Genomic DNA, 20,787 nt, shown 5'->3' with positions numbered 1-20,787 from the left:
GTGAAGATGTGCCCCCGCCACGGGTGAACGGGAGTTGAACGGCTCCTCCGGACGCCCGAGTGGGTGGCAGGGTGATCAGTATGGACGGTCGTGACCTGGTGCGTTCGTTGAGGACGCTGCGCGGTGCGGGCGCCGCGGGTGGGCTTAGGACCCTGCGCGCGGCCTGGCGCAGGCGCCGCACCGACAGCGCGGGACTGCCCCCGCGCGGGCCCGAGCGGGCGCGGGTGCCGGGTGCGATGACGGGAGTCGAGCCGGGCCCCGGGGGCGGCGTCGTCCGCTTCGAGCGGTCGGAGCTGCGGATCACGGTGACGCTGGGCGGTACGGTCTTCCTCGGCTGGGAGGGAGCGAGTCCGCTGCCGTCCTGGGCGCTCGCCGGAGCCGCCCCCGTGCCCGACCTGCGGGCGGTCCTGGAGCCCGACAAGGACGGCGGATGGCGGGTGGTGGCCGAGCGGGTCACCGTGATCGTCTCCCGGCACGGTGCCGTCGAGGTGCACACCCCGGGCGGCGTGCTGCTGCGCCGCGACCGTGCGCCGCGCTGGTGGCAGGCGCAGAACGGCGGCGAGACGCGCTGGGTGCAGCGCTCCGAGGTGAGCGCGGACGCTCGCTTCTTCGGCCTCGGGGGCCGGGCCTGCGGGCCGCGTCTGCGCGACGGGCAGTACCGCATGTGGAACACCGACCCGCAGGGCGGCTACGGTCCGCAGGACGGTCCCCTGCACACCACGATGCCGGTGCAGCTGGTGGTGGCCGACGCCGGAACGCATCTGGTGTTCCACGACACTTCCTGGGACGCCACGGTCACCCTCCGGGAGGGCGAGGAGGGCGCGGGGTCGGGGCACGACCGCGCGGGGGCGATCCAGCTGCGCGTGGAGGGCGGTCCGCTGCGCTGCTGGGTGGTGGTCGGCACTCCCGCGCGCGTGCTGCACACGTGGGCGATGCTGACGGGCGCTCCGGCGCTGCCGCCCGGCTGGGCGCTCGGGCATCACCACGTGCTCTCCGACGGCGGCAGCGAGCAGCAGGTACGCGAGATCGTGGCGGGCCATCACGCGCGTGGACTCCCGCTGGAGGCGCTGCACCTGGTCCTCGGGCATGGCCGGGGAGGGCGGAGTTTCACTGTCGACGTGGAGCGGTTTCCGAAGCTTCCGCAGCTCGCGGGTGAGCTCCTCGCCGAGGGTGTCAGGCTCGTGTCGGCCGTCTCCCCCGCCGTGAAGGCCGAGCCGGGCCACACCGTGTTCGACAGCGGGGTGTCCGCGGGCGTCTTCGTACGGGACGCGGCGGGCCGGCTGGTGCGGGGTGAGGCTCAGGCCGGGGAGTCGGTGTATCCGGACGTCACGGGCGCACGGGGCCGGATCTGGTGGGGCGAGCGGTACGAGGAGCGCCTGGAGCAGGGCTTCGCCGGGTTCTGGCACACCCTCGACGAGCCGGTGGCACGTGTCGCGTTCGGCGACGCGACCCTGCCACGCTCGGCCCGGCACGACCTGGACGGCCACGGCGGCGACCACCGCAGCGCTCACAACGTCTACGGTCTCGGCCTGCTGCGTGCCGCCCACGAGGCGCTGTCCCTGCTGCGCCCCGGCGGTCGGCCCTTCCTGCTGGCGCGATCCGGCTGGGTGGGGATGCAGCGGTACGGCGGGGCCTGGGCCGGCGAAGTGGCGGACACGTGGGAGGGATTGCGCTCGGCGCTGTCCGTGGTGCTGGGGCTGGGGCTGTGCGGGGTGCCGCTCGCGGCGCCGGACCTGGGCGGCGGGCGGGGCGAGGCGGCAGGGGAGCTGAGGGTCCGCCAGTTGCAGCTGGCCGCCTACCTGCCCCTGCTGCGCACGGCCGGCGCCGGCCATCCGGGCGGCGAACCCTTCGGGCTGGCGGACGAGATGGCGGAGCACGCGCGCGTGGCGCTCGCCGAGCGGCGGCGCCTCGGCCCGTACCTCATGACGCTCGCTCACCTGAGCCGTCGCACCGGCGCACCGTGGGTGCGGCCGGTGTGGTGGAGCTCTCCCGAGAACCGCGCGCTGCGCGACTGCGAGGACGCGTTCCTCCTCGGGGAGGCGCTCCTGGTGGCGCCGGTCATGGAGGAGGGTGCGCGGGCGCGGACGGTGCGGCTGCCGGCCGGCCGCTGGTACGACACGTGCACGGAGGAGGCCCACGAGGGCCCGGGGCAGGTCGTCGTCCCGGCGCCGCTGTCACGGGCGCCGGTGCTGGCGCGGGCGGGTGCGGTGGTGCCGGTGCTCGGCGGCAGCGGCGGGATCGAGCTGGAGGTGTGGGCGCCGGCCGTGGGGCGTCCGGGCGGCGGCTTCTTCGTCGACGATCCGGGAGACGGGTGGGCGGTGCCGGAGACCGAGAGGTACCGCACGCGCCGGGCGGGTGAACGGGTGACGGTGCAGCGGGAGACGGGCAAGGGCCCGCGCACGGCGGGCCGTCCCGTGCGGATACGGGGGCTGTGACGCCGTCCACGGGGACGGTGACGCCAACCCGCGACTGCTTGCGGCCGCGTCCCGGGCACCGGCCGCGGACCCGGGCGGACGAGAGGCCGGAGACGGGCGCCTGAGCGGCCGGCCCGGGAGCGTGGTCCCGGGGGCGGGCGGCAGGTCCGGACAGGCCGTCAGAGGGCCCCTCGGGGCCCTTGCCGGCGCCGCGGCACCCGGCGCTGACGCCGCCGGGTCACGGACTCAGATGTAGCGGCCCTCGAACCACGCCTGTACGACCGCCGTGTGCAGCGGGAAGGCGAGTTCGGCCGGCCTGCGCAGCAGGTCCCAGCCCTCGGTCTCCGAGGTGGGCGCGGACTGCGGCAGCTCGGGTGCGGGCCGCTCGGGCAGCAGGCCGAAGAGGAGCAGGTGCCCGTCGGGCGAGCTCACGGCATCGACGAGGCGCACGTCGCGGCCGGCCGCGTCGATGCCCGTCTCCTCCTTGAGCTCGCGGACGACGGCGTGCCGCCAGTCCTCGCGGTCGTCGATGAAGCCGCCGGGGAGGGCCGTGCCCCCGCGCGCGGGAGCGATGCTCCGGGTCACGACGACGAGAGAGGTGCCTTTGGAGTCGTACACGGGCTGGAGGGCCACGGCGACCGGAAGGGGGTTGCGGTAGGCCACATGGCCGCAGGAGGCACACGTCCTGGGCCAGCCGGACACATCGCCCGCGTAGGGCGCCCCGCAGCTCGAGCAGTGCGAGTTCGGTGCGGAGTTGGGAGTTGGGTGTTGGGTGTCGGACACGCGGCGGACTGTATCTGATCATCTGCCTGGCGTCTTCCGCGGTACCCGCACTCCTGGTAGATCAGGGACATGACACGATTCACGTCCCTCCCGCTCTCCGTCGGACGGCGCCGCGGCGCCCGTCTCGTGCAGGCCCCCGCGGGCTCCCGCGCGGCCGCCCGCAGGCGTCCCGCGCTGCGCAGGCTCGCCGTGACGCTCACGGCGCTGCTCGCCCTCGCGGGCGCGGCGGCACCGGCGCGGGCCCAGCCGGAGCCGAAGGCTCCCAGGGAGTTCACCGCGCTCAGGGACGTCGATCCGACGATCATTCAGGAGATGCGCTACTTCACCCCGCACAACTTCACGGGAGTGCCCGTGGACGGCTATGACCGGCCGATGTGCATCCTCACGAGGGCCGCAGCGAACGCCCTGCACAAGGCTCAGCGGGCGCTGCTCGCGAAGGGCTACTCCCTGAAGGTGTACGACTGCTACCGGCCGCAGCGCGCCGTCGACTGGTTCGTCCGGTGGGCGAAGGACCTGGACGACCAGCGCATGAAGGCCGAGTTCTACCCGCAGGTCGACAAGACCCGGCTCTTCGCCGACGGCTACATCGCGGAGAAGTCGGGGCACAGCCGCGGCTCCACGGTCGACCTGACGGTCGTACGGCTGCCCGCGCTCCCCACGCGCCCCTACGTGCCCGGCGAGCCCCTGAAGCCGTGCTACGGCCCGAAGGGCGAGCGCTTCCCCGACAACTCCGTCGACATGGGCACCGGCTTCGACTGCTTCGACACGCTCGCCCACACGGACGATCCGCGGATCGCCGGGGTACAGCGGGCCAACCGGGACTTCCTGCGGGACGCCCTCTGCGCGCAGGGCTTCGTGAACCTCCCGGAGGAGTGGTGGCACTACACCTTCCAGCCGGAGGTCTTCCCCGACACCTACTTCGACTTCCCCGTCGCGCGGCGCTCGCTGTCCCGCTGACCGCGGGCCCGGGACCCGCCGCCCCAGAGCGCGTCACGAGCACCCGGCGCCGGATGCGGTTCCGGCAGGGCGGCACGGCCGCGTCCGCCGTCGGGCTCGGCCGTCCGCGCCGGCACCGCGTCACTCGCCGTTGGCCTCGGCCCGCACCCGGTCCTCGACCTCCTGCCTCACGAGCCCCTGCTCCTTCGCGAAGTCCGTGATCGCGCCCCGTACTTCCCGGTCCAGGTCGCGCCAGGCCCGCAGCGCCGTCTCGTACGTGTCGGTCTGCTGCTCCGTCTGGGCCGCGGCCGCGGGCGGCCCGTACTGGTTCCGCAGCTCCTGGACTTTCGCGTACGCCTCGTCCGCCACCTGCTGTTTCTCGACGATTTCACCGAAGGTAGTTGCCACGCTACGGATCCTAGGATGGCGGGCGTGAGCCCCCGTTCCGACTCGCGCCGGGGGCGTGCCCGATGCGCGCGGAAGCACTACCGTGCTCCCATGCAGCGGACTTTCGACTCATATGAAGAATTCTGGCCGTACTACGTCGCCATGCACTCGAAGGCCGCCACCCGGTGGGTGCACCTCGCCGGCACCCTCACGGGACTCGCGGTGAGCACGTACGGGCTCGCCCGCGGGCGCAAGCGGTACGCGGCCGCCCTGCCGCTGCTCGGATACGGCGCGGCGTGGTCGGCACACCTGCTCATCGAGAAGAACAACCCGGCGTCGTTCGGCTACCCCGCATGGTCCCTGCGCGGTGACATACAGATGATCCGCATGATGCTGGCGGGCCGTGACCGGGAGCTCGGTGACATCGCGGCCAAATGGCTGGCCGAGAACAGCTGACGTCGGTGCCGCCGTAGCGCCCGATGCCGGGTCAGTGCTGGGTGCCCGCCGGTTCCCTGGAGGCCGCGGAGACCAGCATGGCGTGCTCGACCACGGATATCAGGACCTCCTTGACGGAGTTCCGCTCGCGTGCGTCGCAGAGCACCACGGGCACCTCGTCGTCGAGGTCGAGCGCCTGCCGGACGGCCTCCACGGGATACACCGGGGCGCCCTCGAAGCAGTTGACCCCCACGACGAAGGGTATGGCCCGGCGCTCGAAGTAGTCGACGGCCGCGAAGCAGTCCTCCAGCCGGCGGGTGTCGGCGAGCACGACGGCGCCCAGGGCGCCGGTGGCCAGCTCGTCCCAGAGGAACCAGAAGCGGTCCTGCCCCGGGGTGCCGAAGAGGTAGAGCACCAGATCCTCGCGGAGCGAGATCCGGCCGAAGTCCATCGCCACGGTGGTGGTGGTCTTCCGCTCGACACCGCTGAGGTCGTCGACCGGCCGTCCCGCCTCGCTGAGCATCTCCTCGGTGCGCAACGGCTTGATCTCACTGACCGCTCCCACGAGCGTGGTCTTGCCCACGCCGAAGCCACCGGCCACCAGGATCTTGAGCGTGACGGGCTGGATCGGCGCCTTGCCCCGCTCAGCTCTGGCGATCATCATCCGACTCTTCTCCTGCCTCGCTGGGATCGGACGGCGGTGGACCGTATCCCCCGCCGCCGGGGGTTTCGATGGCGAGCACGTCACCGGGGCGCACCTCGGCGGAGTCGCTGCCCTTCAGGTGGACGACGGTGCCGTCCTGGCGCTCCACACGGTTGGCGCCCAGTGCGCCGGGGCGGCCGCCGGCCATGCCGTAGGGCGGCACCCTGCGGTGCTGGGAGAGCGTGGAGACGGTCATCGCCTCAAGGAAGCGGATGCGGCGCAGCACCCCGTCCCCGCCCCGCCAGCGTCCCGCGCCGCCGCTGTCCTTCCGCACGGCGAACTCCTCCAGCACCACGGGCAGCCGCCACTCCAGGACTTCCGGGTCCGTCAGCCGCGAGTTGGTCATGTGGGTCTGCACCACGGGCGCGCCGTGGAATCCGTCGCCCGCGCCGGAACCGGAGGCCACCGTCTCGTAGTACTGGTGGCGGTCGTTTCCGAAGGTGACGTTGTTCATGGTTCCGGAGCCCTCCGCCTGGACCCCGAGCGCCCGGTAGAGGGCGCCGGTGACGGACTGGGAGGTCTCGACGTTGCCGGCCACCACCGCTGCCGGCGGCTCGGGCGCGAGCAGCGAGCCGGACGGCACGATGATCCGCAGCGGCCTCAGGCAGCCGTCGTTCAGGGGGATGTCGTCGGCGACGAGCGTCCGGAAGACGTACAGGACGGCGGCGTTGACCACCGAGAAGGGCGCGTTGAAGTTGGTGGCCAGCTGGGGCGACGTCCCCGTGAAGTCGATCGTGGCGGAGCGCTCCGCACGGTGCACGGTGATCCTCACGCGGATGACGGCGCCGGAGTCGGTCTCGTACTCGGTGGAACCGTCCTCCAGGGCGTCGATGACGCGCCGCACGGCGTCCTCGGCGTTGTCCTGGACATGTTTCATATAGGCCTGGACGACGTCGAGGCCGAAGTTGTCGATCATGCGGCCCACCTCGTCGACGCCCTTCTGGTTGGCGGCGATCTGGGCCCGCAGGTCGGCGAGGTTGGTGTCCGGGTTGCGGGAGGGGTGAGCGGCCCCGGTGAGCAGCCGGCGGGTCTCCGCCTCGCGGAAGCGGCCGTCCTCGACGAGCAGCCAGTTGTCGAAGAGGACGCCCTCCTCGTCGATGGTGCGGCTGTTCGCGGGCATGGAGCCGGGTGCGATGCCGCCGATCTCGGCGTGGTGGCCGCGCGAGGCGACGTAGAACAGGATCCGCGGATCGCCGCCCCCGGGCGGCTCCTCGGCCGGGCGGGCGGTGTCGAACACCGGTGTGACCACGGTGACGTCGGGCAGGTGGGTGCCGCCGTGGTACGGGTCGTTGACGGCGTAGGCGTCGCCGGGCCTGATGCGGTCGCGACGGCGGATGACCTCCTTGACCGCAGTGCCCATCGAGCCCAGGTGGACGGGGATGTGCGGCGCGTTGGCGACCAGGTTCCCGTCCGGGTCGAAGAGCGCGCAGGAGAAGTCGAGCCGCTCCTTGATGTTCACGGACTGGGAGGTGGACTCCAGGCGTGCGCCCATCTGCTCGGCGATCGACATGAAGAGGTTGTTGAAGACCTCCAGCAGGACCGGATCCGCCGCCGTGCCGACCTCGGAACCCTCGGGGGTCGCCACACGTTCCATGATCAGGTGGCCGTCGGGGTTCATGGCGGCCTGCCAGCCCTCGTCCACGACCGTCGTCGACCCGGCCTCGGCGATGATCGCCGGGCCGGTGACCGCCTCGCCGGGAGGCAGGTCGTCGCGGCGGCGGAGCGGGACCTCCCGCCAGGCGCCGCCGGTGTGGAGCGTGACGGTCCCTGTACCGGCGGGGGCGGCGGAGTGCCGGGCCAGCGCGGAGAGGTCGGGCGGCTCGGAGAGCCCGGTCGCCTCCACGGAAAGCGCTTCGACGACGATCGGCCGTTCGAGCGTGAAGGAGTACGTGGCGCGGTGCCGGTCCTCGAAGGCGCGCGTCATGGCGTCGGGATCGTCGAGGGGCACGGTGAGCGCGGTGTCGGTGCCGTCGTAGCGGAGCTGCGCGCGGCGGGTGACGCGGATGCGCTCATCGGGCACGTCCTCGGCGCGCAGCTCGTCCCGTGCCGCGGCCTCCAGGTCGTCCGCCGTCTTGCGGATGCCGGGCATGGCCGCGGCCTCCAGCCGCGCCTCGACGGACTGCTCCCGCATGGCCGTGGTGTCGGCGAGGCCGATGCCCAGCGCGGAGAGCACCCCGGCCATCGGCGGTACGAGCACGGTGCGGATCCCCAGCGCGTCGGCGACCTTGCAGGCGTGCTGGCCGCCCGCGCCGCCGAAGGTGGTCAGCGCATAGCGCGTGACGTCGTGGCCCTTCTGGACGGAGATGCGCTTGACGGCGTTGGCGATGTTGGCCACGGCGATGCGCAGGAAGCCCTCGGCCACCTGCTCGGGCGTGCGGTCGTCGCCGGTGCTCTCGTGGATCTCGCGGGCCAGCTCCGCGAAGCGGTCCCGTACCAGGGCGTCGTCGAGCGGCTGGTCCCCTCCGGGTCCGAAGACGTGCGGGAAGTGCGCAGGCTGGATGCGGCCGAGGGCCACGTTGGCGTCCGTGACGGTGAGCGGACCGCCGGCCCGGTAGCAGGCCGGTCCGGGGTCGGCACCCGCCGAGTCCGGGCCCACCCGGTAGCGGCTGCCGTCGAAGTGCAGGATGGAACCGCCGCCGGCGGCGACGGTGTGGATGTCCAGCATGGGCGCGCGCAGCCGCACCCCGGCGATCTTGGTGGTGAAGACCCGCTCGTACTCCCCGGCGAAGTGGGAGACGTCGGTGGAGGTGCCGCCCATGTCGAAGCCGATGACGCGGTCGAAGCCGGCCATCTGCGACATGCGCGCCATGCCGACGATGCCGCCGGCCGGTCCGGAGAGGATGGCGTCCTTGCCGCGGAAGTGCCCCGCCTCGGTCAGCCCTCCGTTGGACTGCATGAACATCAGGCGCACGCCCTGCAGCTCGTCGGCGACATGCTGCACGTAGCGGCGGAGCACCGGCGAGAGGTAGGCGTCGACGACCGCAGTGTCCCCGCGGGGCACCAGCTTCATCAGCGGGCTGACCTCGCTGGACAGCGAGATCTGTGAGAAGCCGGCCTGTTCTGCGAGGTCGCCGATGGCGCGCTCGTGCGCCGGGTGCAGATGGCTGTGCATGCAGACCACCGCGACGGCGCGGATCCCGTCCCGGTGGGCCTGCCGCAACGGGCCGGCCAGGGCCTGAAGGTCGGGGGCGCGCAGGACCTCGCCGTCCGCGGCGATGCGCTCGTCGACCTCGACGACGCGCTCGTAGAGCATCTCGGGCAGGGCGATCTCGCGGGCGAAGATCAGGGGCCGGCTCTGGTCGGCGATCCGCAGGGCGTCTGCGAGGCCCCGGGTGATGACGAGGAGGGTGCGCTCGCCCTTGCGTTCGAGGAGGGCGTTGGTGGCGACCGTGGTGCCCATCCGGACGGCCTCGACGGCCGTCCCGGGATCGGCGTCCCCGAGGAGTTCGCGGATGCCCGCCACGGCGGCGTCCGCATAGCGCCCGGGATTGTCCGAGAGGAGTTTGTGAGTGACCAGGCTCCCGTCGGGACGGCGTGCGACGATGTCCGTGAAGGTGCCGCCTCGGTCGACCCAGAACTGCCAGCCAGTCACATTCACTCCCGCCTTTGCGCTGTTCAGAGCGCTCGGAGCCCGTTGATCACGTCGCGCAGAATACTCTCGTCGGGCAGCTCGGCCGGGGGTACGGGACGCGTCACGTGCACCATTTCCTGGTCGGCGAGATCGCCGATGAGGACGCGGACAACGCCGAGCGGCAGGTCGAGCGCGGCGGAGAGATCCGCGACCGACTGGGGCGTGTCGCGGCACAGCTCGGCGATGTGCACGTGCTCCGGGGACAGCGTCTGCTCGGCCTCGAGGTCGCCCACCCGCGGTTCGGTGATCACCAGGGCGATGAGGTCGAGCCGGTGCTGGCCCGCGGTGGCGGTGCGACCGCGTGTCATCGCGTACGGACGCACCACCGGGCCGGCCTCGTCGTCGAACCAGTGGGACGTCTCGTGACCTTCTGCGCTCATGCCATCTCACTACCCGCCGGCTGGCAGGTCGGTGCGCGGCGCGGCGGCGAGATGCGCGCCGACCCGCTTCACCAGCAGGGTCATCTCGTAGGCCACCTGGCCGACGTCCGAGTCGGAGTCGGCGAGCACGGCCAGGCAACTGCCGTCGCCCGCGGCCGTGACGAACAGGAAGGCCTCGTCGAGCTCCACCACGGTCTGCCGGACACCGCCGGCGTCGAAGTGCCGGCCGACTCCCTTGGCCAGGCTGTGGAACCCGGAGGCGACCGCGGCCAGGTGCTCGCTGTCCTCCCTGGTCAGGTGCTCGGAAACGCCGGTGGGCAGACCGTCGCTGGAGAGCACGAGTGCCTTGTGGATGCTGGCGACCCGCCGTACCAGATCGTCCAGGAGCCAGTTGAGCTCGCCCGAACCTTCCGGTGTCGTGGTCTGGCCGGCGGCCTTCGGTGCGGTCATCGACCGTCCCCCTCCAATGTCGTTCCCTGTCCGGAGCCGTCGGGGCCGTCGTCCCCCGCGGCGTTCTCCTCCCGCCCGCGGCGCCAGCCCCGTTGCAGCGAGGCCATCCTGCTGCGCACCTCGTCGGCGTCACGTTCGTAAGGGCCGTTGCCGTCCCCGCCGGGATCGCGGTCGATCCGCCGGTCGGGGCCGCTCTTGAGCTGTGGGGCAAGGCTGGCCTGCCGGACCCTGCGAGGCAGGGCCGTGCCGCCCTGGCCCGTCTCCCGCTCGGGGGCCGGGGCCTGGGCGGGCCTGCGGCGCCGGGGCAGATCGCTCTGCACCGAGGGCTCCGGAGGCGTACCGGTACGCCGTTCCGTGGTGTCCGCCTCCCGGGACTTGCTGGGGGCGACCGGGCGCCCGTGCGAGCTGACCAGCTTGGGGGCCTGGCGCCTGGGCAGCGGTACCAGGCCGGCCGGGTCATCGGGACGCGGGGGCCCACCGTCTTCCTGCTGGGGATCCGCCGCCTGTTGGTGCTGCTCGCCGGGTACCCCGGCGACGGGCCGGCGCGGGCGGAACAGGCCGCCGTGCTCGTCCTCGTCGTCGAGCGTGCCCGGGAAGCCGTCGAGGCCGTCCTCGACCCCGGAGCGCAGCGGCGGTTCCAGCTCGACGGGGCCGTCCAGCAGGTCCTCTGACACCTCCTGCGTGGGCACCTTGGACAGCTGCGCCCGGCCCGTACCGGACCTGCCGCCCATCGCCGGCTCGTCGAACGAGGTGTCGATCCTCAGCTCGCCCGTGTCGGTGTCGAGTGCGTCCGTGAGCAGCACGTCCGGGATGAAGACGACGGCGGTGGTGCCGCCGTAGGGAGAGGGCTGGAGCGAGACGCGGACGCCCTGCCGCTGGGCCAGCCGGCTGACGACGAAGAGGCCGAGCCGGTCGGTGTCGGAGAGCTCGAACTCCGGCATCTCGGAGAGCCGCAGGTTCGCGTCCAGCAGGACCTCGGGCGCCATGCCGAGGCCACGGTCGTGGATCTCCAGGGTGAAGCCGTTGGCCACGCGCTCGCCGAGCACCTGGACCGCGGTGTGCGGTGGGGAGAACACGGTGGCGTTCTCCAGGAGTTCGGCGATCAGGTGGGTGAGGTCGGCGACGGCGGGGCCCGCGACGGCGACCCTCGGCAGCCGGCGCACCTCGATGCGCTCGTAGTCCTCGACCTCGGCGACGGAGGCACGGACCACGTCCATCAGCTGCACGGGCTTGCGCCACTGGCGCGAGGGGGCGGCGCCGGAGAGGATGACGAGGCCCTCGGCGTGCCGGCGCATGCGGGTGGTGAGGTGGTCGAGCCGGAAGAGGTCGGCGAGCTCGTCGGTGTCCTCGGTCCTGCGCTCCATGCTGTCCAGCAGGGTGAGCTGCTTGTGCAGCAGCACCTGGCTGCGGCGGGCGAGGTTGACGAACACCTCGGAGACCCCGCGGCGCAGCTCGGCCTGCCGGACGGCGGCCTCGACGGCGGCCCGCTGGAGGGTGTTGAGCGCCTGGCCGACCTGGCCTATCTCGTTCCTGTCGTAGTCCAGGCGCGGGGACTCGGTCTCGACGTCGACCTGTTCACCGGCGGCGAGCCTGCGCATCACGCTCGGCAGGCGCACGCCGGAGGCCTCGTGCGCCTCCGTACGCAGACCCCGCAGGTCGCGGATGAGGCTGCGGCCGATGCGCACCGAGACGATCACCGAGAACAGCAGGGCCGCAAGGCCGAGGACGCCGGCGACGCCGGCCCGTACGAGCACGTTGACGGACACCGGCTTCAGCCGGTCCTGGTAGCGGTCGTCGGCGGTGCTGTCGCGTCGTGCGAGGTCGTCCAGGACCTTGCCGGACATGCTGTTCCACTGCGCGGCGCTGTCCACGGCGCGCGGTGCGCCGGGGGTCGCCTCGGCGAACGCCTGCTCGGCGATGCGCAGCGTCCTGGTGTCCTTGCCCTGCCAGTAGCGCTCGAAGATGCTGCGGTCCTCGTCGGGCAGCAGCGGCAGGTTGTTGTTGTACAGCAGGGTGCGCTGGGCGATGAGGTCGGAGATCTGCCGGACGTCGGTCGAGTTGAGCCGCTTCGCCACCATGGCGGCGGCGATCACCGCGTCCTCCCTGGACAGCAGCTCACGCGCGCGGGCGACGGAGACCAGCGCCTGTCCCTGGTTGGAGAGGTTCAGGTCGTCGATGACCTGAACCGTCGACAGGAACGCGTAGCACGGGTCGACCAGCTCGTCGTAGAGGTCGAGGGCGGTGGTGCCGGTGATGCCGCCGGCCTCCACGCTGCCGCGCAGCGAGTCCAGCCCGTCGAAGCCCTGGAGCACGAGCATCAGGCGCTCGTCGGCCGCCGCATTGATGTTGTCGCGGACGGCCTCCGACCGGGCGTTCGTGCGCACCTTCCTGATCAGGGCGTCGGTCGCCTTGCGGCTGCTGCGCATGGCGCTCAGCGCGTGGGAGGCACGTGGGTCGGCCAGGTAGATCATCGTCGCGCGGCGTTCGCGCTGCAGGACCCGCACGGTGTCCTCGACGGTGTAGCTCATCGCCTGGACGACCTTGGAGTTGCCCCAGAGCTGGGACGCCTCCTGCCCGGTCAGGACCGTCGCGAATCCCCAGGTGGCCGTCAGTGTCACCAAGGGGACGAGCAACAACGCCACGATCTTCCGGCGGATCGATTTCCCGCGAAAGCGCATGGCCTCCCCCAGCTCGCCCCCTTCGGACGGGGGTCTGTGCGTCTACATGAACTGCGTGCACGAAGTACGTCTGGAAACGGCGTGAGCCTACTACTGACCGCTCGCCAACTCGAAGGCCGGTCCGCCCCTTTCATGGCCGTGGTCAGGAAGGACGTCCGCAGTTGTCCCCCCATTACGGGAGATTGCATCCCGGTGCGGGGACGTCGGGAGGAAAGATTTTCCAGCGAGGTCCGGCCACCGGTTGGCTTGAACCGCTCGCTTTCGAGGGAATCTTCGGAGGCTTTCACTCGTCTCTCCATAGGAGAATCGGGTACGGACGGGGTCACAGACGGCCACGCCCGCCCGGATGAGGTGAAGCGGGCCAAGCCGGGCGGTTGTGAGGGGATCTGACACACCAGTCGCCTCATACGCGTCCTGCGCCCCTCCCGGACGGGAGATCATGGCGGGGTGCTGCCGGGTGTGGCGCGGGGTGGTTCCGCGGAACGTGGGGAGTGACGAGGCTGATGGGCAGGGCAGGGCGCGGCGAGACAGCCGAGTGGGACGTGCCGGCGGGCGTGCCCCGGCAGTGGCGCCGCTCTTCGGACGACCCCCGGGAGCACCGGGAGACGCTCTGGGTCGACGACCCGTCACCCCGGGACCGGCTCCCCGATCCGGTACGTACGGCCGCCGTACGTGCGGTCCTGATAGTGGCTCTGACGCTCGTTCAGGCGATGACGGCCTTCCTGTGCACCCTGGCCGGCTCGTGGCTGGCGTTCCCCATGGTGCTCAGCAGCATCGCCAGCACGATCGTGGCGACCTGGGGCGTCCTGGACGTCTGGGTCACACGCCAGGTGTGGAACCAGCGCAACGGCATGGTCTCGGTCCCCAGCAGCTCCGCGCGGCAGTTGCGGCGGGACCGCCGCAGAGCCCGGCGCGCGTCGGGGAAGGCCGAGCGCGGGCCGGGGCGGATACCGAACGCCCAGGGGACGAAGCAGCTCTCCCATTCCTGACGCTTCCGGTTCCTGACGCTTCCGGCTCCGTGCCGGCCTCGGGCTGCTTGCCGGGCCGGTCGGTCCTCCCCCGTTCGCGGTGCGGACAGAAGTGCCGGTCATCCCTACACTTCTGGCGTGACGGAGACTTGGATACCGCGGCCGCCGGCAGAGCGCGCCACCTGGCCCATCGGGTCGGCCGGTCGGCCGAGGCGCAGGGCCCGCAAGCATGCCCCTCTCATCCTCCTCGCGGTGCTGGCGGCCGCGGCCGGGACCACTCTCACCGGATGCAAGGCCGTGCAGGACAGCGGCGGCTCCTCCCCCGGGCCCTCGGACGCCAAGGCCAGCGGCCGGGCGGTGAGCCCGCTGGACAATCCTGACGGCACCAAGCCCGGACTCGCCGCCATCACCTCTGACGGTGACAAGGCGAAGGCGAAGGCCCTCATCGGGAAGATCGCCACCAAGGGCCGCGGCCCCAAGACCGGCTACGAGCGCGACGAGTTCGGCTACGCATGGATGGACTCCGCCCCCGGCGGGATCCCCTACGCCCACAACGGCTGCGACTCACGGAACGACCTCCTCAAACGGGACGGCGAGGACGTCCGCTTCCGGTCCGGTTCGGACTGCGTCGTGTCCTCCATGACCCTGCACGACCCCTACACCGGGAAGACCATCGACTGGACCAAGTCCCGGGCCACCACCGTGCAGATCGACCACGTCATGCCGCTCTCCTACGACTGGCAGATGGGCGCCTCGCACTGGCCGAAGGGCAAACGCGAGGACATCGCCAACGACCCGCTCAACCTGATCCCGGCAGACGGCCGCACCAACAGCGCCAAGGGCGACTCCGGACCGGCGTCCTGGCTGCCCCCGGACAAGCAGATCCGCTGCTCCTACTCGGTCCGCTTCGCCCAGGTCTCCCTGAAGTACGACCTCCCGGTGACCTCTGCGGACAAGCAGATGATGCTGGAGCAGTGCGGGGGCTGACCTCCACGCCCGGCGGCATCCACCGGCGCGTGCGGCGCGCGCCGGACGCCGCCGGGCCGCCACCCGGCCCCTCCCTGCCCCTGCCCCCCGCCCCGGCGGCCGGGGCCGCTCAGCTCGGCCGTGCCTCGGCGGGGCGCTTGTACATGCGGGTCGCGGTGATCTCGCCGTGCACCGTCTCCTCACCGGCCTGCTGCTCCGGCAGGCCCGGTCGCAGATGCTCCTCGACGCTGATGTACTTGAGGCCCGCCCGCAGGTCGGCGTCGTTGCGGAGCCGGATGACCAGCGGGAACTCCGCCAGCGCGGTGGTGTCGAAGAGGCCGGTGGTGTACAGGAGCTGCACGCCCAAGGCGTCGGCCACGGCGCGCTGCAGCTCCAGCAGGTAGGTGGCGTTGGCCCGGCCGATCGGGTTGTCCAGGAACAGGGTGCCGGCGTGCCGGTGCCGGTCGCGTCCGCGGTCGTTGGAACGCAGCGCCGCCATCGTGCAGTACAGCGCGATCGCGGCCGTGAGCAGCTGGCCGCCGGAGAACACGTCGCCCATCTGTCCGACCGGCACCCGCTCGGCACGCAGCACCGCGTCGGGCTTGAGGATCTCCACGCTCACACCGCGCGGTTGCAGGCCCGCCTGCACGCCCCGCAGCAGCAGCGTCATCCCGTCCCGGCGCAGGTCCGAGTTCTTCCTGACGGCGGCCCTCGTGGCGTCGTCGATCACCTCGCCCAGCCGCTCGATGAGCGTCGCCTGGTCCGGCTCCTCGAAGCGGATCCGCAGGAACTCCTGGCCGGACCACTCTCCCAGGCCCTCCGGCAGCCGGGAGAGCCGCTGGGCGGACCGCAGGGTGGCGAGCGCCTGCTCGACCAGGCCGCGCAGCCGGTCCACGATGCTGTCGCGGTTGCGCTCGAGCTGCTCCAACTCGTCGGTGAGCACCCGCAGCCGCGGTGCGAACGCCTCGGCCCACTTCTCGGCGTGCTCCGGGAGCGCGGCGCCGGGCAGCTCCCTGATCTGCTGGCGTGCGGGAGTGCGCACCTGCTCGAAACGGGTGGCGTTCGCATGGCGGACGAGGGTGTCGGAGGCCTCGCGGACGGCCGACTCGGCGGCGGACAGGTCGGCGGCGCAGCCCCGCAGGGAGCGCCGCGCCTCCCCCGCCGCGTGCCGGGCCTCCGCGAGGCTGCCCGGGTAGGGCTCGGGCTCCTCCGCGTCGTCGGGGTCCTGGTGGTCGCGGAGCAGGTCGCGCAGGAGGGCGGCGGTCTCGTCGAAGCCGCCGGCCGCGTCCTCCGCCGCGCGGTGGGCGGCGAGCAGCTCCGCGTGAGCGTCGCGGGCCTCTTCCACCGCCTCGGTGTGCGCGGCGAGGTCGGCCGTGGCGCTGCGCAGCAGCTGCTGGGCGTGCTCGACGTCCGACGGGAGGAGGTCGGCGGGGAGTTCCGTGTGGGCCTCGCCGTCCTCCGGGGCCAGCCGCTCGGCCTCGCCGCGCAGCCTGCCGAGCTGCTCGCTCGCGGTGGACGCCCGGCTCTCCAGGAGCTGCACCTGCTCCTCCGCCCGGGCGGCGGCGGCCCCCCGGGAGGGGCCGTCGGCGCCGTCGGGGGACTGGAGGAGCTGGGCGGCCCGGGTCCGCACCTTGTTGGTGAGGCGGCCCAGTTCGGCGCCCGCGGCGCTCTCGTCGCCCTCGGCGCGCGCCTGCTCGGCCCGCAGGTCGGCACCGACGCCGACCTTCTCGTACACCTGGGAGGCCGCACGGTAGGCCTCCCGCAGCGCCGGCAGCGAGGCGGGCGGGCCGTCCTGCGCGGGCTCCGCGTTCTCCGGCAGGTCATCGGGGGCGCCCGCGATGTCGGCGCGCTCGGCGCGCAGCGCGCGGGCCGTGCGGTGCGCGTCGTCGGCGGCGCGCTGCGCGGCGCGGCGGTCCTCGTCGGCGGCACGGGCGCGTTCCAGGCAGGTCTGGGCGCGCGCCTGGTGCTCCGCCGCGTCGTCGGCGAGCTCCCGGGACCGGACCTGCCAGCCCGCGCGCTCCCGGAGCCGGAAGGCGAGGCCGGCGAGCGCGTCGGCCGCGCGGCGGGCGCGCTGTGCGCTCTCCTGGCGCTCGTCGCGTACCGCGGCCGCCTCGGATGCCGCCTCCTCGGCCTCGGCGCGCGCCGCCCGGGCCTCGTCGAGCTCGGCGTCGGCGTCGTGCGCGAACGTGCGCGCGGACTCCGCGGCTTCCGCGAGCTCCGCGAGGCGGCCCGGCGGGCAGGCGGTGCGCCAGGAGGCGAGCCTGGCGGTGAGTTCGCGGTCCTTGGCCAGCCGAGCGGCCAGCCGCCGGATCTCCTCGTCGCGCTCCGCCGCCCGGGCACGCAGCGCGTGGCGCTCCTCGTCCGCCGCCTGCTCGTCGTGCATGGCGGGGTTCGGCGGAACCAGGAAGACCGCCTCGGTGCCGGCGCCCTGCGCCGCCGTGTCCTCGGTGGACGGCACGGGCGCGAGCAGGGCGGCCGCGGTCCCCACGGCGACGGCGGAGCGCGGCAGCAGGGCCGCGTCGGCGAGCACCTCGCGCGCGCGGGCGTGGGTGGCGGGGTCGGTGATGACGACGCCGTCGACGAGCTCGGGGCGGGCGGCGAGCAGCCGGGCGTGGTCGACGGGGTCGACGGCCTGGGCGAGGTAGCGCCAGCCGGGCAGGGCGGGGACGCCGTGCTCCCCCAGGAACTCGACGGTGGCGAGCACATCGGGCCCGGGTGGCAGCAGCCCGCCGTCGCCGAGGGCGCCGAGGATCCGGGCGTCGTCCGCCGCGGCCGTGCGCAGCTCGAACAGGGTCCGCTCGGCCGCGGTCACCTGCTCGTCGAGCAGCCGCGCCAGGTCCTCGGCGTTCCGGTCGAGCTCGGCCGCGGTGAGGGCGCCGCCGGCCCCGCCTGGCGTGGCGCCTGCCTCCCCGCCGGGACCGGTGGGCGCCTGGTCCGGGTCGCCGGACCCGGGGGCGCCGGCGGTGCCGTCGGACGCGGTGGGCCGGGCAACGGGATCGGGCGTGCCGCCGCCCGGCGCGGAACCGGACGCCGTGCCCGGCGCTGAGCCGGACGCCGTGCCCGGGGCGGACCGCGGCGGCGGGACCGCCCGTCCGGCGCGCCGGACGGCGGGCAGGCCGAGGAGGTCGCCGAGGCGCTCCTCGGCCGCCAGGGCGCCCGCCGTGCGCAACTCCGCCTCGTGGGCGCGCTCGGCCGCGGCGGCGGCGTCGGAGGCGCGGGCCGCGGTCAGTTCGGCGCGGCCTTCGGCGGCCACCGCCGCGCGGGCCTCCTCCGCGGTGCGGCGGGCCGCCTCCCGCGCGGTGTCCCAGGCGGCGACCGCGGTCTTCTCGGCGTCGCTGGCGGCGAGCGCGGCACGGGCCGGGTCGGCGTCGGGCGCGGTGTCCTCGAGCCAGCCGGCGCGCACCGCCTCGGCCGTCTCCAGCTCGACCTCGCCGAGGCGCTGGCGCAGGTGGTCGGCCTCGCTTCGGGCGCGCTGGGCCTCGGTCGCGGCGGCGGTGGCGTCCTGGTGCGCCGTCTCGCCGGTCTCCTGGAGCGCGAGGGAGCGCGCCTCGCCCTCGGCGGCCAGCCGGTCGGCGTCGTCCGCGGCGGCGTGCAGGGCGCGGACCAGGTCGGCCGCGGCCTGCGCGCGGGCCGCCAGCGCGGGGGCGGCGTCCCGCTCGGCCTCGCGAATGGCGGCGGCGACCCGTGCGGAGCGGTCGGCGGCGGCGCGGTGCCGCAGGACGGCCTCGGCTGCCTGCCATGCCGCGTACAGGGTCCGCGCGTCGGCGAGTTCCCGCTTGTGGGCCGCCGCGGCCTTCTCGGCGCCCGCGAGGGCGAGCGACGCGTGCCGGTAGGCCAGTTCGGCCGCGATGAGGACGCTGCTCTCGCGGCTCCGCTCGGCCTCGGTGACCGCCGCGGCTGTGACGGTGACCCGCTGGGCGAGGTCGGCCGCCCGCTCCCGCTCCCGGTGGCCGCGCGCGGCGAGCCGGCGGGCGAGGGTCCTGGTGCGGCGCTCGGCCGCGGCGTGGATGTCCCGCGCGCGTGCCCGGGTCCCGGCCGCCTCGACGATACGGCCGAGCAGGTCGACCGAGCCCGCGGTGAAGTCACGCTCGGCGATGAGCTCGGCGCGCCGTCCGAGCTTGTTGCCGAACCCGCTGACCAGGTCGGCGAGGCCGTCGGTGTCCCGGGTGTCGGTGACCGCGCGCAGCAGCAGATCGGTGAAGTCGGCGTCCTTCTTGACCGCGAAGAGCCCGGCGGCCTCGCCCTCGTCGGCGTTCATCTCGCGCTGGTAGCGGAAGAGCTCGGGGTCGAGGCCGAGGTCGCCGAGGTGCTCGGTCCAGCGCTCGTGGATCTCCTCCCAGTGCACGTCGAGGTGCGGGTACGCCTTGTCGGCCTCGGTGAGCGCGTCGCGGAAGCCCTTCATGGTGCGCCGCCGCCCCTGGGCGCCGGAGGCTCCTTCGGCCCGGCGGCGCACCGCGGTGGCCTCGGCGACGGGGAGGTTGTCCAGGCTGAGCCCAGGGCCCGGCCGGAAGGAGTACCAGGCCTCGGCGAACTTGCGGGGATCGTTGGAGACCTGACGTCCGCGCCACTCGCTGACCTTGCCGACGACCACGCAGGATCCGGTGCGGGTGTGCTGCCACTCCAGAGCGACATGGCCGCAGTCGTCGGCGAGCAGGAACTTGCGGAGCACTCCGGAGCTGGCGCCGCCGAGGGTGTTGCGGTGCCCGGGCAGCATCACGGAGAAGATCAGCTTGAGGAGTACGGACTTGCCGCCGCCGTTCTCCAGGAAGAGCACGCCGGCCGGCGCGGGCCGGCGCGGCGGGCCGACGGCCTCCTCCTCGAAGAACTCGCCCTGGGTGGGCGCCGGATCGGGCACGGGCTCGCCGACGCCCCTCAGGTCCAGCACGGTGTCGGCGTAGCGCGCACCGGCCGGGCCGATGGAGTAGAGGCGGACGCGGGACAGCTCGTACATGGTGGCGGGCTCTCGTGGTGGTGTGGGGTGGCGGCGGACGGGACGGGGCCGGGCACGGGGCCGCGGCACGGGTCAGGCGTGGATCAGGCGTGGATCAGGCGTGGATCAGGCGTGGAAGGGCAGGCCGGCGTCGGGGGCCAGCTCCAGGTCGTCGGGGTCGGCGGGCGGCAGCAGGGTGGCGGTGCCGTCCGTGATGGGCACGATGCCGAGCTCCAGCAGCTCCGCCAGTGCGGCGCTGCCCGCCATGTCGCGGACCTGGAGCTGGTAGCGGGCGGTGGTGCGGTAGGTGCCTCCCGAGTCGTCGCCGGTGCGCTGGAGGAATCCGGAGTCGGCGAGGAACGCGACGGCCTTGGCGACGATGCCGGTGGTGGAGCCGGCCAGCCGGCGCGCGTCCTTGGTGGCGCCGGTGGAGCTGCGCCGTGCCCAGATGCGCCAGGCGGCCTCCAGGCCGGGGGTGTCGCTGGCCGGGTCGGTGTTCTCGCCCTGCTCCTCGGCACGATCCTCCAGACGGCGGCAGGCCTGCCGGACGAACGCGTCGACGCCGTTGACGCTGAGGCGTCCGATGTAGCCGTCGTCGGCGAGGTCCTCGGGACGGGGGAAGGCCAGGGCGGCCACGGCGAGGTGCGCGAGGCCGTGCAGGAAGCGGTCGGTGGCGTCGGTGGAGGCACGGCGCGCGTAGTCGCCCATGCGGACGGCGAACACGGAGTCCTCGGCGGCGGTCACGGCCATGCCCGCGCGCGGGGAGACCTCCAGCACGATCAGGCCGAGCCCGGCGGCCACGGCGTCCGCGAGGCGGGCGAACGGTGGGTCCTCGCGGTACCGGCGCAGCAGCTCCGTGTACTCCTGGTCGCGGGCGGGCTGGAGTCGTGGCTGGAGTCCGAAGGCGACGAGCCGTGCGGCGTCGGCGGCGTCGGCGGGGGTGAGGGGCGGGGCGCCGGGCTCAGGCCGCTCGCCGGACTCGCCCCGCGCTCCGCCGTCTGCGTGGTGATCGCTCACGGCCGGGGCTCCTCGGTGGGTCGGGTACGGGTGTGCGGATGGCCGCCGGGGGCGGGCCGTGGCGGGGAGCCGGGGCGCCGACGCCCGCCGCGGGGCGGGCACGGGGCCG

14 protein-coding genes are annotated in these 20,787 nt (G+C 73.7%); 5 read left to right on the top strand and 9 right to left on the bottom strand.

The window, feature by feature from the left end; genetic code table 11:
• The first annotated feature begins 80 nt into the window (after positions 1–80).
• Entirely contained in the window at positions 81–2,435 is a 2,355-nt protein-coding gene (locus Sm713_RS22225) for a glycoside hydrolase family 31 protein (RefSeq protein ID WP_212911312.1), read from the top strand.
• Positions 2,436–2,660: 225 nt separating this feature from the next.
• Here the strand turns inward: Sm713_RS22225 and Sm713_RS22220 are convergent, their stop codons facing one another.
• Positions 2,661–3,197 (bottom strand): NUDIX domain-containing protein, encoded by a 537-nt coding sequence (locus Sm713_RS22220; protein ID WP_212911311.1) that lies wholly within the window; start codon positions 3,195–3,197, stop codon positions 2,661–2,663.
• Between the two features lie 69 nt (positions 3,198–3,266).
• Between Sm713_RS22220 and Sm713_RS22215 the strand changes: the two genes are divergently transcribed.
• Positions 3,267–4,154, top strand: coding sequence for a M15 family metallopeptidase (locus Sm713_RS22215; RefSeq protein ID WP_212911310.1), 888 nt, complete (start codon positions 3,267–3,269; stop codon positions 4,152–4,154).
• A gap of 120 nt (positions 4,155–4,274) precedes the next feature.
• Here the strand turns inward: Sm713_RS22215 and Sm713_RS22210 are convergent, their stop codons facing one another.
• Positions 4,275–4,541 carry a hypothetical protein gene (locus Sm713_RS22210; protein ID WP_212911309.1) on the bottom strand — a complete coding sequence of 89 codons (267 nt, stop codon included), beginning with the start codon at positions 4,539–4,541 and terminating at the stop codon, positions 4,275–4,277.
• Positions 4,542–4,631: 90 nt separating this feature from the next.
• Here Sm713_RS22210 and Sm713_RS22205 point away from each other — a divergent pair, with 90 nt between their 5' ends.
• Complete coding sequence (locus tag Sm713_RS22205; RefSeq protein WP_212911308.1) at positions 4,632–4,976, top strand: DUF962 domain-containing protein; 345 nt, start codon at positions 4,632–4,634, stop codon at positions 4,974–4,976.
• Positions 4,977–5,007: 31 nt separating this feature from the next.
• On the opposite strand, the gene Sm713_RS22200 is transcribed toward Sm713_RS22205, so the two are convergent.
• Genes Sm713_RS22200 through Sm713_RS22180 form a run of 5 tightly spaced genes read right to left on the bottom strand, consistent with a single transcriptional unit; the run spans position 5,008 to position 12,797 of the window.
• Positions 5,008–5,619 (bottom strand): ATP/GTP-binding protein, encoded by a 612-nt coding sequence (locus Sm713_RS22200; protein WP_212911307.1) that lies wholly within the window; start codon positions 5,617–5,619, stop codon positions 5,008–5,010.
• Positions 5,600–9,250 (bottom strand): hydantoinase B/oxoprolinase family protein, encoded by a 3,651-nt coding sequence (locus tag Sm713_RS22195; RefSeq protein WP_212911306.1) that lies wholly within the window; start codon positions 9,248–9,250, stop codon positions 5,600–5,602. The genes Sm713_RS22200 and Sm713_RS22195 overlap by 20 nt, the downstream gene beginning before the upstream one ends.
• A 23-nt stretch (positions 9,251–9,273) precedes the next feature.
• Complete coding sequence (locus Sm713_RS22190; RefSeq protein WP_212911305.1) at positions 9,274–9,669, bottom strand: DUF742 domain-containing protein; 396 nt, start codon at positions 9,667–9,669, stop codon at positions 9,274–9,276.
• Between the two features lie 9 nt (positions 9,670–9,678).
• On the bottom strand, positions 9,679–10,119 hold the full coding sequence (locus Sm713_RS22185; protein WP_212911304.1) for a roadblock/LC7 domain-containing protein: 441 nt from the start codon (positions 10,117–10,119) through the stop codon (positions 9,679–9,681).
• Positions 10,116–12,797, bottom strand: coding sequence for a nitrate- and nitrite sensing domain-containing protein (locus tag Sm713_RS22180; protein WP_212911303.1), 2,682 nt, complete (start codon positions 12,795–12,797; stop codon positions 10,116–10,118). The genes Sm713_RS22185 and Sm713_RS22180 overlap by 4 nt, the downstream gene beginning before the upstream one ends.
• A 503-nt stretch (positions 12,798–13,300) precedes the next feature.
• Here Sm713_RS22180 and Sm713_RS22175 point away from each other — a divergent pair.
• Positions 13,301–13,786, top strand: coding sequence for a hypothetical protein (locus Sm713_RS22175; RefSeq protein WP_212911302.1), 486 nt, complete (start codon positions 13,301–13,303; stop codon positions 13,784–13,786).
• Between the two features lie 219 nt (positions 13,787–14,005).
• Positions 14,006–14,752: an HNH endonuclease family protein gene (locus tag Sm713_RS22170; RefSeq protein WP_212912185.1), complete on the top strand. Its 747-nt coding sequence runs from the start codon at positions 14,006–14,008 to the stop codon at positions 14,750–14,752.
• Between the two features lie 109 nt (positions 14,753–14,861).
• On the opposite strand, the gene Sm713_RS22165 is transcribed toward Sm713_RS22170, so the two are convergent.
• Both Sm713_RS22165 and Sm713_RS22160 read right to left on the bottom strand, forming a co-directional pair.
• Positions 14,862–19,682 (bottom strand): hypothetical protein, encoded by a 4,821-nt coding sequence (locus Sm713_RS22165; RefSeq protein WP_212911301.1) that lies wholly within the window; start codon positions 19,680–19,682, stop codon positions 14,862–14,864.
• Positions 19,683–19,787: 105 nt separating this feature from the next.
• Positions 19,788–20,678, bottom strand: coding sequence for a hypothetical protein (locus tag Sm713_RS22160; RefSeq protein ID WP_249416431.1), 891 nt, complete (start codon positions 20,676–20,678; stop codon positions 19,788–19,790).
• Between the last annotated feature and the right edge of the window lie 109 nt (positions 20,679–20,787).

It is taken from the genome of Streptomyces sp. TS71-3 (assembly GCF_018327685.1).
GTDB lineage: Bacteria > Actinomycetota > Actinomycetes > Streptomycetales > Streptomycetaceae > Streptomyces.
The sequence above is the reverse complement of the archived record's forward strand: the minus strand, read 5'-3'. Positions and strand labels throughout refer to the sequence as shown.